This is a genomic window from Flavobacterium ginsenosidimutans (assembly GCF_037478105.1).
Lineage (GTDB): Bacteria > Bacteroidota > Bacteroidia > Flavobacteriales > Flavobacteriaceae > Flavobacterium > Flavobacterium ginsenosidimutans.
The window spans coordinates 5,499,957-5,516,461 of the sequence record NZ_CP147988.1 but is presented as its reverse complement, the minus strand read 5'-3'; the positions used below and the strand labels follow the sequence as shown (position 1 = coordinate 5,516,461).

17 protein-coding genes are annotated in these 16,505 nt (G+C 32.7%); 7 read left to right on the top strand and 10 right to left on the bottom strand.

From position 1 onward, the window contains the following. The first annotated feature begins 28 nt into the window (after positions 1 to 28). The 3 genes from V6624_RS23600 to V6624_RS23590 all read left to right on the top strand — a co-directional run bounded on the left by V6624_RS23600 (position 29) and on the right by V6624_RS23590 (position 1,662). Positions 29 to 247, top strand: coding sequence for a putative signal transducing protein (locus tag V6624_RS23600; RefSeq protein ID WP_091133675.1), 219 nt, complete (start codon positions 29 to 31; stop codon positions 245 to 247). A 75-nt stretch (positions 248 to 322) separates the two neighbouring features. Continuing rightward, the gene (locus tag V6624_RS23595; RefSeq protein WP_338840443.1) at positions 323 to 1,126 is read left to right on the top strand and encodes a Cof-type HAD-IIB family hydrolase; all 804 of its coding nucleotides are present in this window, start codon (positions 323 to 325) and stop codon (positions 1,124 to 1,126) included. Between the two features lie 5 nt (positions 1,127 to 1,131). Continuing rightward, positions 1,132 to 1,662, top strand: a complete 531-nt coding sequence (locus V6624_RS23590) for a GNAT family N-acetyltransferase (protein ID WP_111289189.1) — start codon at positions 1,132 to 1,134, stop codon at positions 1,660 to 1,662. Between the two features lie 69 nt (positions 1,663 to 1,731). Here the strand turns inward: V6624_RS23590 and V6624_RS23585 are convergent, their stop codons facing one another. After that, on the bottom strand, positions 1,732 to 2,253 hold the full coding sequence (locus V6624_RS23585) for a hypothetical protein (RefSeq protein ID WP_111289276.1): 522 nt from the start codon (positions 2,251 to 2,253) through the stop codon (positions 1,732 to 1,734). Positions 2,254 to 2,740: 487 nt separating this feature from the next. Between V6624_RS23585 and mtaB the strand changes: the two genes are divergently transcribed. Then, on the top strand, positions 2,741 to 4,075 hold the full coding sequence (gene mtaB / locus V6624_RS23580; protein WP_338840442.1) for a tRNA (N(6)-L-threonylcarbamoyladenosine(37)-C(2))-methylthiotransferase MtaB: 1,335 nt from the start codon (positions 2,741 to 2,743) through the stop codon (positions 4,073 to 4,075). Between the two features lie 172 nt (positions 4,076 to 4,247). Here the strand turns inward: mtaB and V6624_RS23575 are convergent, their stop codons facing one another. The 9 genes from V6624_RS23575 to V6624_RS23535 all read right to left on the bottom strand — a co-directional run bounded on the left by V6624_RS23575 (position 4,248) and on the right by V6624_RS23535 (position 12,448). Beyond that, positions 4,248 to 4,754, bottom strand: coding sequence for a hypothetical protein (locus V6624_RS23575; RefSeq protein WP_263522048.1), 507 nt, complete (start codon positions 4,752 to 4,754; stop codon positions 4,248 to 4,250). Positions 4,755 to 4,890: 136 nt separating this feature from the next. Next, positions 4,891 to 5,607 (bottom strand): 3-ketoacyl-ACP reductase, encoded by a 717-nt coding sequence (locus tag V6624_RS23570; protein WP_111289183.1) that lies wholly within the window; start codon positions 5,605 to 5,607, stop codon positions 4,891 to 4,893. Between the two features lie 114 nt (positions 5,608 to 5,721). After that, positions 5,722 to 6,309, bottom strand: a complete 588-nt coding sequence (locus V6624_RS23565) for an LURP-one-related/scramblase family protein (RefSeq protein WP_111289181.1) — start codon at positions 6,307 to 6,309, stop codon at positions 5,722 to 5,724. Between the two features lie 53 nt (positions 6,310 to 6,362). Beyond that, positions 6,363 to 8,528 carry a vWA domain-containing protein gene (locus V6624_RS23560; protein WP_338840440.1) on the bottom strand — a complete coding sequence of 722 codons (2,166 nt, stop codon included), beginning with the start codon at positions 8,526 to 8,528 and terminating at the stop codon, positions 6,363 to 6,365. A gap of 71 nt (positions 8,529 to 8,599) precedes the next feature. Further along, positions 8,600 to 9,571, bottom strand: a complete 972-nt coding sequence (locus V6624_RS23555; protein WP_338840439.1) for a hypothetical protein — start codon at positions 9,569 to 9,571, stop codon at positions 8,600 to 8,602. A gap of 2 nt (positions 9,572 to 9,573) precedes the next feature. Further along, the gene (locus V6624_RS23550; protein ID WP_111289274.1) at positions 9,574 to 10,074 is read right to left on the bottom strand and encodes an RNA polymerase sigma factor; all 501 of its coding nucleotides are present in this window, start codon (positions 10,072 to 10,074) and stop codon (positions 9,574 to 9,576) included. A gap of 291 nt (positions 10,075 to 10,365) precedes the next feature. Continuing rightward, the gene (locus V6624_RS23545; protein WP_338840437.1) at positions 10,366 to 10,863 is read right to left on the bottom strand and encodes a DUF4304 domain-containing protein; all 498 of its coding nucleotides are present in this window, start codon (positions 10,861 to 10,863) and stop codon (positions 10,366 to 10,368) included. A gap of 7 nt (positions 10,864 to 10,870) precedes the next feature. Continuing rightward, a complete protein-coding gene (locus V6624_RS23540; RefSeq protein WP_338840435.1) occupies positions 10,871 to 11,707 on the bottom strand; it encodes a DUF6929 family protein in 837 nt (278 codons plus the stop codon). 222 nt (positions 11,708 to 11,929) lie between these two features. Then, positions 11,930 to 12,448, bottom strand: coding sequence for a hypothetical protein (locus V6624_RS23535; RefSeq protein ID WP_111289173.1), 519 nt, complete (start codon positions 12,446 to 12,448; stop codon positions 11,930 to 11,932). A 190-nt stretch (positions 12,449 to 12,638) separates the two neighbouring features. Here V6624_RS23535 and V6624_RS23530 point away from each other — a divergent pair, with 190 nt between their 5' ends. The 3 genes from V6624_RS23530 to V6624_RS23520 all read left to right on the top strand — a co-directional run bounded on the left by V6624_RS23530 (position 12,639) and on the right by V6624_RS23520 (position 16,333). After that, positions 12,639 to 14,024 carry an MATE family efflux transporter gene (locus tag V6624_RS23530; RefSeq protein ID WP_338840434.1) on the top strand — a complete coding sequence of 462 codons (1,386 nt, stop codon included), beginning with the start codon at positions 12,639 to 12,641 and terminating at the stop codon, positions 14,022 to 14,024. A 106-nt stretch (positions 14,025 to 14,130) separates the two neighbouring features. Beyond that, positions 14,131 to 14,358: a hypothetical protein gene (locus tag V6624_RS23525; protein WP_008468034.1), complete on the top strand. Its 228-nt coding sequence runs from the start codon at positions 14,131 to 14,133 to the stop codon at positions 14,356 to 14,358. A gap of 37 nt (positions 14,359 to 14,395) precedes the next feature. After that, positions 14,396 to 16,333: an LTA synthase family protein gene (locus V6624_RS23520; protein WP_338840432.1), complete on the top strand. Its 1,938-nt coding sequence runs from the start codon at positions 14,396 to 14,398 to the stop codon at positions 16,331 to 16,333. The last annotated feature ends 172 nt before the right edge of the window (positions 16,334 to 16,505 follow it).

Here is a 16,505-nt window from a genome sequence, read left to right as displayed (position 1 = left end):
ACTGAAAACTAATAAAAAATAAAATATCATGGGGTTAATGAAGGTGTTTTCAGGAAGTGAAGTATTAGCGATTGCTTTGCAAGAAAGATTGGAAGAAGCGGGAGTTGAAACAGTTAAAAAAGATAATATTCAATCAGCACGTTTAGGAGGCTTTGGCCAAACAGATTTGGCGGTTGAAGTATTTATACAAGAAACAGATTTTGCAAAAGCAAATCCAGTTATAGAAGAATTTAGAATGAGCCTTTAATAAGTCGCAGTTTGCAGTCTCAGTTTACAGTTAGATACTGAAAACTGAGACTGAGACTGGAAACTAAAAAAAAATATGCAATACAAAATGTTAGTGCTCGACATGGATGATACCTTGTTGACAGACGATCACCGAATTTCAGATTTAAATAAAAAAGTAATATTAGAAGCTCAGGCAAAAGGCGTTTATGTAGTTCTGGCTTCAGGAAGACCAACTTCGGCAATGACTGCTTATGCTAAAGAATTGGAATTAGATAAAAACGATTCGTATATGATTTCGTTTAATGGAGCGATAATCAGTCAAGTAAAAGATGATTTGATTTTGTTTGAACAGAAATTAACCGTTCAGCAGATTCATGCTTTATATGATTATAGCATTAAAATGAATACGCATATTATTACGTATTTGGATGATGAAATAATCAGTGAAACAGATTCTGAGTATATCGAAGTAGAAAAAGAAATTACTGGGATGGCGCATCATAAAGTTGCAAGCTTTAAAGATTATGTAGACAGACCAGCCGTTAAATGTATTTTATTGCAAGATCCGTCGTATTTGAAGCCTTTAGAAGAAGATTTAAAAGAAGCGATGCCATATTTAAGTGTTTCTATGTCTAAACCATTTTTCTTAGAAGCTGCGCAGCAAGGAATAGATAAAGCTGCTAGTTTGAAGTTTTTGGCAGATAAGTTAGGAATTCATCAAAGTGAGATTATCGCTGTTGGAAACGCAGGAAATGACTTGACAATGATAGAATATGCAGGTTTGGGCGTTTGGGTTGATAACGTGACACCTGAATTGCGTGATAAAGCCGATTTAATTGTAGCTTCAAATAATGACGATGGAGTTGCTGAGGTAGTGACACGTTATATTTTAAACTAAAAAATATGAAAAATCCAATTGAAACAGAGCGTTTGCTTTTAAGAGAATTAGAACTTTCTGATGCAGAAGGAATGTTTGAATTGGATTCAAATCCGAATGTGCATTTGTTTGTTGGCAACAGACCCGTAAAACATATTGAAGAAAGTATTGAATATATCAAGTTTGTTCAAAAACAATATAAAGATTTCGGAACAGGAAGATGGGCTGTTGTTTTAAAAGAAACCAATGAGTTTATTGGATGGTCTGGAATAAAGTATATAACAGACGAAATTAACGATCATAAAAACTTTTATGAGTTAGGATACCGTTTTATCGAAAAGCATTGGGGAAAAGGTTATGCTACAGAAGCAGGAAAAGCTTTTATAGATTATGCCTTTAATAAAATGAAAGTTGAAAAATTGTATGCTTATGCTGATGCAGGAAACGAAAATTCAAGAAAAATTCTAGAGAAATTAGGTTTTCGTTTTATAAATTCCTTCAATCATCAAGAAGAATTAGAAGTTTGGTACGAACTTAAAAATCCAAACTCAAACTAAGAAATGTATTCCAAATCTTTACATACTTAAAAGTCAGTAAAGATTTGGAAACAAATCAGAGTTATGCTATTATTTTTTAGCTACAGAAACGAAATATTTATTTCCGTCACCCATTGTTAATTTTACACGCTCATCACAAAGATCGATAGCGAAGTTTGCACTTTCGTAACAGCTGCAAGTTGTGTTTTTGTCTTTAGACATTTCTGTTTTACAGTTGTTGTTTTTAAAGCTTGCCAATTGTGGTGTGTATAAACTAACCAAGTCAGTAGAAGCAGTCACTAAAGAAATAATACTTGCGGAATTATTATTAGTAATTCTGTAAACGATTCTATCCGTATAGTTTACTTCGTTAACAGTTACTTTACGAATGTAAGTATAAGCTGTAGAACCTTCTCCTGGCTCTTTAACTTCAAACTTAAACCCAACTGCACGAATAGCAACATCAAATTGCTGCTGAGAGTTGAAGCTTGCCCAAGTCGTTAATGTACTAATAGTAGGAAATGGATTTGCTGCAGCAGGGGCATTAGTTTGCGCTTGCGAACTAAATAGGGTTAAGAACATCAAGCAGATTGTGGGTAAAAATGCTTTCATAAAGCGTGGTATTTGTATTTTAATTTTGCCTACTCTCTTTGGTTTTCGGCTTTCCCATTTCATTTTGTAACACAAAACAACAACATAACGAGTAGAATTCAAAATTGTTATGCTCGAATTATTATTAAATTAATTAAAACGTATTAAAATTCTCAAATATGAATTTATTTTTGACCTGTTTCATAACAAAAGTAAATGTAAGAAATTTTGAATTTAAAACCGAAAAAAGTGCACTTAATCGGTAAAATTTGCGCTTAATCGATTATTTTGTCATTTTATTCTTATCGAAATGTTAAAAAAATCTGTTTTAATGGTCTCGATTTTTTCAAAAAATAAAATGAAAAAATTTTAAATAAAATGTTCCTAAATTAACATTGGCGCAAATTATTGATTCGAAGTGTCTTAATTGCTTTCTTTTGAGAAATATTGTTTGTAAATTTGCAGCCTTAAATTTTTTGACAACGATTTCATTAATTTAAGACAGATTATGGAAAATAGAAAAAAAGTTGCCTTTTATACGCTGGGTTGTAAACTGAATTTTTCAGAGACTTCTACAATTGCCAGAAATTTTAATGACGAAGGTTTTGACCGTGTCGATTTTGAAGAAATAGCAGATATTTATGTCATTAATACTTGCTCTGTAACAGAAAATGCAGATAAGCAGTTTAAGCAAGTAGTAAGAAAAGCAATGAAGCTGAATGAAAAAGCTTTTGTTGCTGCTGTTGGTTGTTATGCACAATTGAAACCAGAAGAATTAGCTGCGGTTGATGGCGTTGATTTGGTTTTGGGAGCGACAGAAAAATTCAAAATCACGGACTATATTCATGATTTGAGCAAAAACGACATGGGTGAAGTTCACTCCTGCGAAATTGCTGAAGCTGATTTCTATGTTGGAAGTTATTCTATTGGAGATCGTACAAGAGCATTTTTAAAAGTTCAAGACGGCTGCGATTATAAATGTACCTACTGTACAATTCCTTTAGCAAGAGGAATTTCAAGAAGTGATGCTTTAGAAAATGTATTGAAAAACGCCAAAGAAATCTCGGCTCAAAATATCCGTGAAATTGTTTTAACAGGTGTAAATATTGGTGATTACGGAAAAGGGGAGTTTGGAAACAAAAAACACGAACATACTTTTCTGGATTTAGTTCAGGCTTTGGATAAAGTAGAAGGAATCGAACGTTTGAGAATTTCTTCTATCGAACCAAATTTATTGAAAAACGAAACAATTGAATTTGTATCGAAAAGCCGAACTTTTGTACCGCATTTTCATATTCCGTTACAATCAGGAAGCAATGATATTTTGAAATTAATGAAACGCCGTTATTTACGCGAAGTATATGTTGATCGTGTAAATAAAATTCGCGAAGTAATGCCTCATGCATGTATTGGTGTTGACGTAATTGTTGGTTTTCCTGGAGAAACAGATGAGCATTTCTTAGAAACATATCATTTCTTAAATGATTTGGATATTTCGTATTTACACGTTTTTACCTATTCAGAAAGAGATAATACAGAAGCGGTTGATATGGAAGGCGTTGTTCCTTCAAATGTTCGCGCTAAACGCAGTAAAATGCTTCGTGGATTGTCTGTTAAAAAACGTCGTGCTTTTTATGAAAGTCAGTTAGGAACAAACAGAACAGTTCTTTTTGAAGGAGAAAATAAAGAAGGTTATATTCACGGATTTACTGAAAACTACGTAAAAGTAAAAACACCTTGGAATCCTGAATTGGTAAATACTTTGCAAGAAATCAACTTGACAAAAATTGACGAAGACGGAAGTGTTCGTATTGAGTTTTTGAATAAATTGGCGGAAGTTTAAAAAAAATAAACAGACAAAGTATTGTCATTTCGACCGAAGAGAGAAATCACACTAGTTTGTCGACAAAGATTGGAGATTTTCTGTGCGTAATTGCTAGTGCGATTTCTCCCTTCGGTCGAAATGACAAAAAAATCCCTTTTCGTAAAAAAGGGATTTTTTTGTTTTATAAGAATTACTCATTATCCTGAACAACCAATTTTAAAGAGTTAATATAATCTGTATCAAATTCAATAACTCGAATTTTTTCTGGATTAAAACCTAATTCTCCGCCAAACTGACCGCGTGTATCTAAAAAATCAATGGTCAATTCTTCTTCATTCAATTTTATTAATTTTCCTAGATAAGCTGATTTAGATGATTTTTTGGCGATTTGGAAAATTCCGTATTTCTTAGAAACATAATTTATAATTGAAGCTAAATCTTTAATCGGGATAATATCATCAGAATTAATTTTCAAGCCTTTTAAGCGAATTACTTTTTCTGTAAAAGCCAAATCATGATCTCGGTTTACAACTTCAATGTTTTTATTTCTAAGAATAACGAAACCATCCAAAACAAAATCAACAGGATTATTTCGAAGCAAAATCCAATCATCAGAATAATCAATTAAAAATCCGCTGAAGATTTCTTTTTTATCCTGAAATTCAATTTCGACCAATTGTCTTAAATATTGTTCCATCATGTTTTTTTTAAATTCCAATAATTAAATTCCAATTATACTTGGGACCTACATTTTTTTAAAATTCCAATAATTAAATTCCAAATTCCAATCTCAAAGTAATTGGAATTTGGAATTTCAAAAATTTGGATTTTTTTTAAGGATTAGTAGACCAAATACTGCTGTTTTTAATAAAAACTCTTCGGTTTAATTTTAACTGCGCTATAATTAAATCTGCCATATCTTCAGACTGCATTACTTTTTCAGGGTTTCCGTCAGTTAGGTTTAAGTCTTTTGCCATGTCGGTTGCAACCGTACTTGGCGTTAAAGCCGTAACACGAATATTGTGTTTTCTCATTTCCTGCATCAGAGAATCGGTTAAACCTAAAACAGCAAATTTAGATGCGCTGTAAGCACTTGTCAAAGCATTTCCATTTAATCCGGCAGTCGATGAAATATTAATAATATCTCCAGTTTGTCTTTCGATCATATTTGGAATAATAGCACGAGTTGTGAAATATGTTCCCATTAAATTCACTTGAATAATTCTTTCCCAAGCTTCTGGTTCTAATTCTAAGAATTTTCCAAAAGAAGCAATTCCGGCGCTATTGATTAAAATATCGATGTGTTTAAATTCAGCCAAAGCTTTTTCTACAGCTTTATTAATAGAATTTATGTCAGAAACATCTGCTGTTAAAGCCAAAGCTTTCACACCTAAATTGGAAGCTTCGTCAGCTAATTGTTCTACGTCTTTTTGAGTTCTTGAAACCAAAATCAGGTTTACACCTTCTTTAGCCAAAGCAATTGCCACAGCTTTTCCAATTCCTTTTCCTGCGCCTGTAATAAAGGCATTTTTATTTTTTAAGTCGGTCATGATTGTGTTTTTAGAAATGTAGAAAGCATCATTTTAAGTCTTACAAAAATAAGCTTTTGAAAACTAAAATGATGCTTTAAAAAGTATTCTTAATCTAAGTTTAACAGCTTTCGATTATTCTTTCAGAACCATGTCAATACACATTACGGCTCCTAAGATTAACTGTCTCAACGGACTATCAGCTGCAACAGTATCTTCAATTTGAAGTACATAATTGTCTGCACTTGTAAAAAACTCTTTTCCTAAACCTGCCCATTTTTTGCTTACTTGAGCCAATTGTTTGTTTTCGTGAGAGAATTTAAAATCCCAGCCTGTCCATTTTCCTTGAAGTGTTGCAACTGGTTTTTCATTTTTGTCCAAGATGTCAAACTTTCCTCCAATCGAAAAGAATTTTTGTTTGAAAGTCCCAACCAAACGATCTTTTTCGTCCAAAACTTCAACAGTCGATCTAAAGATGGCAACACCTCTTCTTACAGTAATTAACTTTTCGCCTGAAGCAGTTGTAATTTCAACATTAAACGGAGTTGCTCTTTTGTAATCTGTAAAACGGAAAACTTTTGTGAAAAAACCAAGATTGTTTTCTCGGCAGTTCATTATGATTTGGTTGGTTTCTGGATCGTAGATGTCGTAATTGTTTGCGGCTTTGAACATTCCAACGTGTTCTTTTACTAAAAATAGATTTTGGCTTAAAATAGGATTCATACGTGTGTAAAATAAGTTTTAAAAATAAAGCCGCAAATGTAATACAATATTTATTAATTATAGTGTTTAGAAGTTTCAACCAAACGGATAAACTCAGCTTTGTAACCTTCAGCATCGTTTGAATTTCCTTGCTTCGCTAATTTTATAATTTCTTTAGAAGATTTGTCAGCGATTAATTTTGAATCTCTTAATTTCAATCCGAACCAAGCTACGGCAGAACTAAATTTCATATCATCACTCGCTTTTTCTAAACCAACCGATTTATTTTCGATTATCTGAACCATTTCGATACTTTTATCGCCATCAGTTTTTTTGTAACGGAATTTAATTGTTGCCAATTCGTTGCTATAATTATTCGAGCTAGTTTCTGTTTTGGTGTATTTTAAATCATCTGGCTGTTCGGCTAAATAATCACTTTTTACTCCCGTTGGAATAATTTCGTATAAAGCCGTAACGGTATGATTACTTCCTAATTCTCCAGCATCAATAGCATCATTTTTAAAATCTTCTGGACGCAATTTTCTGTTTTCATATCCAATCAAACGATAAGACTGAACTTGCTTCGGATTAAATTCGATTTGGATTTTTACATCTTTCGCGATAGCAAACATTGAACCTTTGAATTCTTTTCCTAAAAATCGATTTGCTTCTTGAATATTATCGATATAAGCGTAATTTCCATTTCCTTTATCGGCCAAGATTTCCATTTTGCTGTCTTTGTAATTTCCCATTCCATAACCTAAACAAGTCAAGAAAACGCCTGTTTTTCTTTTTTCTTCAATTAGTTTTTCCATATCAGAATTAGAAGTACTTCCAACGTTGAAATCTCCATCAGTAGCCAAGATTACTCTGTTGTTTCCGCTTTTAATGAAATTTTCAGCAGCAATTTTATAGGCCAGTTCAATTCCTGCTCCGCCAGCTGTACTTCCTCCGGCTTGCAAATTGTCTAATGCATTAATAATTGTTTTTTTCTCATCGCCAGAAGTTGGAGGTAAAACCATTCCTGCCGCGCCCGCATACACTACAATTGCCACTTTGTCTTTTGGTCTTAATTCATTCACTAAAATTTTTAGAGATTGTTTTAATAAAGGCAGTTTGTTCATGTCGCTCATTGAACCCGAAACATCAATCAAGAAAACAAGGTTTGAAGCTGGTAAATCGTTTGTTGGAATGTTTTTTCCCTGTAAACCAATTTTCAAAATTTTATTATTTGAATTCCAAGGCGAATCGCTCACTTCTGTATTAATAGAAAACGGATGTTCATTTTTGGGCTGCGGATAAGTATATTTAAAGAAATTAACCATTTCTTCAACACGAACGGCGTCTTTTGGAACTTGCTGTCCGTTGTTTAAAAATCGTCTGATATTGGTATAAGAAGCATTATCGACATCTATGGAAAAAGTAGAAAGCGGTGCTGTTTTTGGACTTTCAAAAGCATTTTCGACAAAAGAATCATAATCTTCCTGAGTTGGTTCAGTCGGAATTGGCATAATATTTAATTTTTTATCCAATTCTTTTTCTGAAAGGTTTTTGTAGATTTCATTTTTGGTTGAAATTACTACAACGCCATTAGATGCTTTATTGCCATAAATTGAAGTTGCAGCTTGATCTTTTAAAACCGAAACATTATCAATATCATTCGGATTAATTTTTGACATTTGATTGGCTTTCATCATAACTCCGTCAACAATATACATTGGTTCGTTTTTAGGAGAAATTGATGCAGTACCGCGAATTGCAATGGTAGGGCTTGGACTTGCAGCATATCCAATATTATTTTGAACTTGAACTCCTGCAACTTTTCCTTGAAGCGCCTGCTTAGCTTCTTTTTTTTCTTTTCTTCTTTCAGCTCGAGCATAACTTCGATCTTCATATTCAACGTCGCTTGTTCCGTACCCCACAACTACAACTTCTTGTAATTCAGCATGACTACTTTTTAGTACAACATTGATAATATTTGACGATTGTACATAAAAGGTTTGTGTATCCAAACCGACGTAGCTAAAAACAAGAGCATCTCCTTTTTGAGCGTGAATAGAATATTTTCCATCAAAATCAGTTTGGGAATACTTTTTAGTGCCTTTGATGATTACTTGAACGCCAGGAAGAGGTGTTTGAGATTCATCTGTAACCGTTCCAGTAATTGTTCTTTCTTGTGCCATGGTTACGAAACATATAAGCATAGCAATGGCTGATGAAATAAGTTTTAGACTTTTCATGATAATAAGTTTTAAGAATTAATGTTTTGATTTTGCTTTGTCAAAGCTGCAGACTTTGACAAAGCTTGAGATTATTTTTTCGGAGTAGGTTTTCCGTTTTTTGTAGTTATAATTACAACTCCTTTTTTTCCTCTTTCGCCATATTTTTCGGTGGCTTCAAGGTCTTGTAAAATAGTTATCGTTTTTATTTCTTGACGATCTAAAGGCGCGTATGGACTTGTTGGGTTTTTGCCAAATAAATCATTTTCAGAATAATAAATGCCATCAATGATGTATAAAGGCTCATCTAAAATCATTAGCGAATCAACATTCTCAGGATCTAAATTTGGTATTTCAGCCTGTATCATTTTATCTCTTTTTGCATCATCGCTATGCGCCATGGCATTTCCGTTAAGAACGATCAAAGGAGTGCTTTTCTTAGCTTTTTGAGCAGGTGCAGCAGCGTAAGCAACTTTTGCAGATTGTCTTTCTTTTGTATCAGAATAACTTTTTTCTGCTAGAGCATCTTTTTTAGAAGCAATATAATTGTCAGCTTCTTCATTTTGCTCTTCATCTTTTAAAGGTTCGTTTGCAGAAACTGCAGCTTCAGTAGCAATATTTGTAGCAGGCAGATCCAAAAGAGGTTCTGTGTTTGAAACAGTTGGCTCTTGAATAGCAACTCGTTCTTTATTTTTAGTTTGATTTTCTAAAATTTTAACAGCTTCTTCGTTAGAAACCATTTCAGAATCAGAAGGCGGAGTTATAATTTCATTTGAAGTTGGTTTTTGAGGTTTTTCTTTTACTTTTTCGTCAAAAACTACTTTTGTTGTTTCTGTTGCAATTTCTTTATCTGAATGTAAAAATTGATATCCTAGTGAAATCAGTAATAGAAGAGAAGCAGCGACCGCAATTTTTTTCCATAAGACGATTGTTTTTTTATCTTCTTTTTTGTCCAGTTTTTCTTCAACGCGCGACCAGACTTTTTCCATTGCCGGAAAGTCTTGAAACTCGGCTTTTTGCGAAGCTTCTTTTATTTTATCGAATAATTTATCTTGATTGTCCATGACTATTTTGCTTTTTGATAATACAGTTTATTAACCAGTTCTTTCAGTTTGGTTTTAGCGGCATTCAATTGTGATTTTGAGGTGCCTTCAGAAATCTTCAGCATTTCGGCTATTTCTTTATGAGAGAAACCTTCAATAACAAAAAGGTTAAAAACAGTTTTACAGCCGTCTGGAATGTGGTTTAATAAATTAAGTAAATCTTCTTCTTCCAATGTATTTAGTTCGTCTACAGAAGGCTGAGAAATCAGCTTTACATCGTCTAGATACATATTAAAGTTGGTTGCTTTTCTAATTGTCGCCAAACAATGATTTACAGTTATTCTTCTAGCCCAGGCTTCAAAAGCATAAGCTTCTTTTAACTGATCGAGTTTGGTGAAAATAGTAAAGAATGAATCGGCCAAAGCTTCTTCAATTTCCTCTTCCTTTTTTAAATATCTTTTGCAAAGGCGGTACAACTTTGGCGCCATGTATTCGTACACTTGACGCTGGGCGTCGCGGTGCATTTTTTTACAGTTTGCTATTTGAGTTTCGTTTATCACAATTGTTGTCTTTCTTGTATAGAGAGATAAAAAGGTAAAAAGGTTGGGAGAGGGGTGAAAAAAATATTAAAATATTTTTTTAGGTTCAAAGTTACAAAGTTACAAAGTTTTTATTGTAGAGACGCACTGCAGTGCGTCTAACATCACGTAAATCAATCTGTATCGACAATCTTTGTGTAGACGCACTGCGGTGCGCCTCTGCGTTATGTTTATTCTAAATATTTTTATCGGTTGAGTTTTATTTTTTAAATAGCGTTAAGATATTTTATACATTTCTATAGTTTTTTTTAGAACATCAAACCAAAATTCATACTTGCTATAAAAATCAAGACAATCTTGAATCGAATTTAATTTTTCCAATTCTGATAATATATAATTTTCAAAATCTATATTGAATTCCTCAATAAAATGATTCAAATCGTCTCCAGTTTTTAATAAATAACCACTATGATTTCTAAAAGAATGTTTCTTTCTCTGTTCAGTTAAATACGCATCTTCTCTTAGCATACCTGTCAAATCAGCATAAGTAGGTTTTTTATCCTTGCCTATTATTGCTTTAAGAACTACACCGATATTAAAGCAAAAATTGACTTTTTCTTTAGTATTCCACGAAAAATTCTGTAAGTTAATTATAGTATAAAATTCTCCTTTGTCTTTCCACCATCTTTGACCACTACTTTTGTAGCCAAAAGCCTTTAGAGTTGGTTTTAAATATGTTTTTATAAATTCCAACTGCTTCTCCTTTGCATTCATTCTAAATCTATTTTATAGGTAAACTCAATTTATAAATCTTAGTTTCTAAAACTTCTGTATCATTGTCTTCGCAAAGCAAAAACTCGATTTTATTGTTTTCTTTTTTATAAAGAGTCAAACCTTCAAATTTATTGGTTGAGGTAATTTTTTGAGTAAAATCAATTTTCATGGTTTTTACATCGATTCTGCCGATGAAACTTCCTAGAATTTCTCCATCATCGTAAGTTGATTTTGTGTCTTCTGTGGTTGAAAGAAAGTAGATTTTATCATCGACCAAAACGGCATCGGTAAAACTGGAACGAACGCCTTTTATTTTTGGTAATTTGTAATTGACAGAAATTAGAGCAAATTCTTCTCCGAGATTTTTAGCATGAATGGTAAAAATGGTGTTTTTGTTAGAAATGCCATTTCCTCGATTAAATAAATACCAGTTTTCTCCATCGAAAATAGCGCCTTCTAGATTAAAATCTTCTGGTTTTATTTCTCCGAAATTCTGCATTACAGCATACAAATCGACTAAATTATTCTTTTGTAAAACCGTTTTCGATTTAATATCGAATTCAATCATTTTATTTCGGTTTTCGGTTGAACCAGAACCAAAGACATAAAGTGTGTCGTTATGATGCGTTAGAGATTCAAAATCAGGTTTTAGATTTTTCGGAATATTTTGCGTCGGATTGTCAATTAAAGCATGTTGGTTTAATTGTTTGTTTTCAATATTATATTCGTAAAGAAATCCGCTATTGTCACCAATTACGTAAAGCGAATTATTATTGAAAAATAATCCTGATGCAGAACCGATTCCGATAATTTGAAATAATATTTCTAATGTGAATTTTTCCATGAAGTTTTTTCTTGTAGAATATTGCAATGAATAACGTTCCCGATAATTTATCGGGATTCGTAAAATTAGTATATTTAATAAGACAAAAAATGAAAAAAATATATGACAAGATTTAAAATCTTTTGCGTTCAGTTTTAAACTCGATATAAAATAAAAAACCCGACAGATTCCTGAGACTGTCGGGTTTTTACCAAAAACAAAATAATAAATTAAACCTATTTTTTATAGTTTAAAACCATAAGCAACACGTAGCGCTACTTGATTAGTTCTAAAATCATGATAATCTTCATAACGAACACTTAAGTCGATGTACTTGTTGGCATATCCAATACCTGGAGCCCATAAAAAAGTTGTTTTATCGTAACCATTTGTTACTGCGAAACCAGCACCAAGTTCTCCTAAAACATAAAATTGATCTTTTAAAACAAAAGCTTTAAAACCCGCTTTTGCTGGAATGAATCCAAGATCTTTTATGTCATTTCCAAGATCGTCTTTTCCCATAAATAAATTTGTAAATCCTGTAGTTAAGGTCAAAGATGTTTTTTTGGAAAGATCATATTGTAAACGAACATCTCCCCCAAGAGACCAGTCGTAATCATTGTCGGTTGGCAATCCCCCATTTAAGCCAAAACCTAATCTAAAACCTTGATCGTAATTTGTTGCTTCTGTTTCTTGAGCAAATGTGGTGTTGGCAAATAAAAATGTGAAAGCAGCTAGGCATAACATCTGTAATTTTTTCATGGCTTATATTTTTGAAATTTCTATAACGTAAAATTATATGGAAGGCATTTTGAGTTTGTTATACAATTTTTAAAAATCGTTACATAATATTGAGTTCGTCTTATTTTTGCCTTAAAATTGGTATATATTTTTATTAATTGGATAGAATTCGAAGCTTCTGACTATCTTTGCCGACTAAAATTGAATACAAGTGAATTTAAAGCAGTACACCAAAGAGTTTTCGTATAATTTAAGACTGGCATATCCCGTAATTTTGGGTATGGTCGGACATACTTTAATTGGTATTGTCGATAATATAATGGTTGGTAAAATTGGAAGTACAGAATTGGCGGCAGTTTCACTTGGTAACAGTATGATTTTTATTGCAATGTCTTTGGGAATTGGATTTTCTACAGCCATTACCCCAATTGTTGCTGAAGGAGATGCAGAAAAAAATGACACTAAAATTCGTTCGGCTTTTCATCACGGATTATTTCTTTGTACAATTTTAGGATTGGTGCTTTTTACCGTAATTATGTTTGCGAAACCAATTATGGAATTGTTAAAACAGCCAGAAGATGTTATCGTGCTTGCAAAACCTTATTTAGGCTGGGTTGCTTTTTCATTGATTCCGTTAGTGATGTATCAAGGATATAAACAATTTGCAGACGGAATGTCTTTGACCAAATATTCAATGTATGCGATGGTAATGGCAAACGTTCTTCACGTTGGAATAAACTATGTTTTAATTTACGGAATTTGGTTTTTTCCAAAAATGGGAATTATCGGCGCAGCTTTAGGAACGGTAATTTCAAGAATATTTTTGGTGATGTTCATGCATATCATGCTTTCACGAAGAGATGATTTAAAACGCTTTTTTAAAGGTTTCAGTTTTAATGAAATAAAAAAGGCAACCATAAAAAAGATAATCAGCATCGGATTTCCTTCTGCAATGCAAATGCTTTTTGAAGTGGTTTTGTTTACAGCTTCAATCTGGCTTTGCGGAAACATTGGAAAAACAAGTCAGGCGGCAAATCAAATTGCTTTGAGTTTGGCATCGATGACTTTTATGTTTGCAATGGGATTAAGCGTAACATCGATGGTGCGTGTAAGTAACCAAAGAGGTTTGATGGATTATAAAAAACTGATTGTTGTTGCACGTTCTATTTTCTTACTCGCTATAATTTTAGAAACGATTTTTGCAATTTTCTTTATCATTTTCCATAATTATTTGCCTCATATTTTCTTGAACATGGAAAATACAGGACAGATTTTAGATAACGAAGAGGTAATTGGCATTGCTTCAAAATTGCTTTTAATTGCAGCAGTTTTCCAGATTTCTGACGGAATTCAGGTTGTCGTTTTAGGCGCTTTACGCGGATTGCAGGATGTAAAAGTGCCAATGTACATTACCTTTGTAGCTTATTGGGTTATTGGTTTTCCTATTTCCTATTACTTAGGAGAACACACCGAATTGAAAGCACAAGGAGTTTGGATCGGACTTTTGGCAGGTTTAACCGCGGCGGCAATTTGTTTGTATATTCGTTTTCATTACCTAACAAAGAGATTGATTACCAATTCAGTTTCAAATAACTAAATTTGAATAAAAAATAAACCGAAGATTATAAAGCTAATAGTCAGGAGAAATCCTTTCAATCTTTATAATCGGCGAAAAAAATAACCATTAAAAAAAATAAATAGATATGGAATTACCTAAATTTTTACTTGGAGATAATACCGATTTTCCAGACGATATTTTTATCATTCACCTAGATTATCCAAGATTCATTATTAACCTGAAAGATGATGAGGTTGAGTTTTTAGAAGAGCCAGAAGATCTTGACGAAGCTGAATTGAACGCCGAAATGGAAAGTTTAATTGAAAAAGCAAATGAGTTTTACGACAGAGAAATCAACCGTTACGAAGAGTAATTTGTTTTTCTAATCTCACGTTCTTATACTATTTTTAATGAAAAATTTACGTTTCTTAAAACCTATTTTCAGTTTTATATTAATCGGATTATTGATCACCACTTTAAGCCGAATTTTTTTGTTTTTTCTTTTTAAAGAAAGAGTAGTGCAGACGCCAGATTTCTGGTATATTTTTCCAATCGGTCTTCGAATGGATTTAATATTGCTTTGTTATTTGTCGTTTCTTCCAGCATTGTTAATTACTTTTTTGCCAAATAAAGCGATAAAGTTTACCAATAAATTTCTGGTAATTTATAGTTTTCTATTTCTGTTTTTAATTCTTTTTGTAGAATTAGCTTCGCCAGATTTTGTAAAACAATATGATACACGTCCTAATAAGATTTTCTTAGATTATCTTATTTATCCAAAAGAAGTGGTTGGAATGCTTTTAAAAAGTTATCTGACTTCAATCATTGTTACGTTTCTTATTCTAGGAGTTGTAATTTATTTTGCTTTCAAAAAAGGGAAAAAATTATTCCATACTGCAAATACAGATTATAAATTCAAATTAATGGTATTTCCATTAGTGGCTTTTTTATTGTTTTTTGGAGCGCGTTCAAGTCTGACTTCAAAACGCCCGATAAATGCCAGTAATGCTGTTTTTTCTACAGATCAGTTAACAAATACATTGGGATTAAATTCATTTTATACGGTTGCATTTGCAGCTTATTCAATCAAAAATGAAGGAAATACCAAAATGTATGGTAAAATGGACGAAGCCGAAGCGATTGCTCGTGTAAAAAAATACATGATCGCAGGACCAAATGATTTTACCGATGCTGGAATTCCGTTCTTACACGTACAACAGCCCGATTCTGTTAGGCAAAAGCCTTACAATTTGGTTATTTTTCTACAGGAAAGTTTAGGGGCTGAATATGTTGGAATTTTAGGAGGAAAGCCATTGACTCCAGAATTTGATAAATTATCGAAAGAAGGGACTTTATTCACCAATTTATATTGCACAGGAACCAGAAGCGTTCGCGGAATTGAAGCGGTAGTAACTGGATTTTTACCTTCGCCATCAGAAAGTGTTGTAAAACTTGGAAATTCCCAGCAAGGCTTTTTTACTTTAGCGGAGGCGTTAAAGCAAAAAGGTTATGAGACAAGTTTCATTTATGGCGGAATGGCAAATTTTGACAACATGGCTTCGTTTTTCAACGGAAATGGCTTCAGTGATATTGTCGATCAAGAAGATTTTGATTCTGATGGAAATAAATATGCTTTCAAAGGAACTTGGGGTTATTCTGATGAAGATTTGGTTACCAAAGCCAATCAGTATTTCAAATCAAAAGGAGATAAGCCATTTTTCTCTTTAATGTTTTCGACTTCAAATCACGAACCTTTTGAATATCCAGCAGGAAGAATTAAACCTTACGATAAAAAACCTGCAACGGTAAACAACGCCATGAAATATGCTGATTTCTCAATTGGAAAATTCTTTGAAATGGCGAAAAAAGAAGCTTATTTCAAAAACACAATTTTTATTGTAATTGCAGATCACAATACGAGAACTTATGGTAAAAATTTAGTTCCGATTAATAAATTCCACATTCCAGCATTTATTATGGGACCTGGAGTTCCAAAAGGAGCAGTTTATGACAGACTGGCAAGTCAGATTGATATTCCGCCAACATTATTAAGTTATTTAGGACTTCCATTTGAAACTCCAATGGTAGGTCGAAATTTAAATAAACTAGATCAGAAGGTACAAGGAAGATCGATTATGCAGTTTAATGATATCAATGCGTTTAGAGTTGAAAACCAAGTTGTAATTATGCAGCCAAATTTGAAACCATTGCAATTTGAAATCAAAAACGATACGACTTTGATTCCGGTTAAATTAAATGAAGAATTAGCAAAAGATGCTTTGGCGCATGTAATTACAGCAGGGAATTTGTATAAAGAAAGTAAGTATAAGCTTAGGCCTAAAAAATAGGTTCAAAGGCAACAGTTACAAAGGTTCAAAGGTTTTTTACTTTGAACCTTTTCTTTTTTTAATGGAATTGAAATGCTTTGTTGGTTCTCGACTCTGCTTGAACTGACAAACAGAACAAAAAATCACAGATTTGTCATTTCGACGAAGGAGAAATCTCCGTTGCTATATCTAC

What these genes read in the sequence shown, in the direction of transcription:
- V6624_RS23600 (WP_091133675.1), top strand. Translation starts at nt 29, where the DNA reads ATGGGGTTAATGAAGGTGTTTTCAGGAAGTGAAGTATTAGCGATTGCT.
- V6624_RS23595 (WP_338840443.1), top strand. Translation starts at nt 323, where the DNA reads ATGCAATACAAAATGTTAGTGCTCGACATGGATGATACCTTGTTGACA.
- V6624_RS23590 (WP_111289189.1), top strand. Translation starts at nt 1,132, where the DNA reads ATGAAAAATCCAATTGAAACAGAGCGTTTGCTTTTAAGAGAATTAGAA.
- V6624_RS23585 (WP_111289276.1), bottom strand. Translation starts at nt 2,253, where the DNA reads ATGAAAGCATTTTTACCCACAATCTGCTTGATGTTCTTAACCCTATTT.
- mtaB (WP_338840442.1), top strand. Translation starts at nt 2,741, where the DNA reads ATGGAAAATAGAAAAAAAGTTGCCTTTTATACGCTGGGTTGTAAACTG.
- V6624_RS23575 (WP_263522048.1), bottom strand. Translation starts at nt 4,754, where the DNA reads ATGGAACAATATTTAAGACAATTGGTCGAAATTGAATTTCAGGATAAA.
- V6624_RS23570 (WP_111289183.1), bottom strand. Translation starts at nt 5,607, where the DNA reads ATGACCGACTTAAAAAATAAAAATGCCTTTATTACAGGCGCAGGAAAA.
- V6624_RS23565 (WP_111289181.1), bottom strand. Translation starts at nt 6,309, where the DNA reads ATGAATCCTATTTTAAGCCAAAATCTATTTTTAGTAAAAGAACACGTT.
- V6624_RS23560 (WP_338840440.1), bottom strand. Translation starts at nt 8,528, where the DNA reads ATGAAAAGTCTAAAACTTATTTCATCAGCCATTGCTATGCTTATATGT.
- V6624_RS23555 (WP_338840439.1), bottom strand. Translation starts at nt 9,571, where the DNA reads ATGGACAATCAAGATAAATTATTCGATAAAATAAAAGAAGCTTCGCAA.
- V6624_RS23550 (WP_111289274.1), bottom strand. Translation starts at nt 10,074, where the DNA reads ATGCACCGCGACGCCCAGCGTCAAGTGTACGAATACATGGCGCCAAAG.
- V6624_RS23545 (WP_338840437.1), bottom strand. Translation starts at nt 10,863, where the DNA reads ATGAATGCAAAGGAGAAGCAGTTGGAATTTATAAAAACATATTTAAAA.
- V6624_RS23540 (WP_338840435.1), bottom strand. Translation starts at nt 11,707, where the DNA reads ATGGAAAAATTCACATTAGAAATATTATTTCAAATTATCGGAATCGGT.
- V6624_RS23535 (WP_111289173.1), bottom strand. Translation starts at nt 12,448, where the DNA reads ATGAAAAAATTACAGATGTTATGCCTAGCTGCTTTCACATTTTTATTT.
- V6624_RS23525 (WP_008468034.1), top strand. Translation starts at nt 14,131, where the DNA reads ATGGAATTACCTAAATTTTTACTTGGAGATAATACCGATTTTCCAGAC.
- V6624_RS23520 (WP_338840432.1), top strand. Translation starts at nt 14,396, where the DNA reads ATGAAAAATTTACGTTTCTTAAAACCTATTTTCAGTTTTATATTAATC.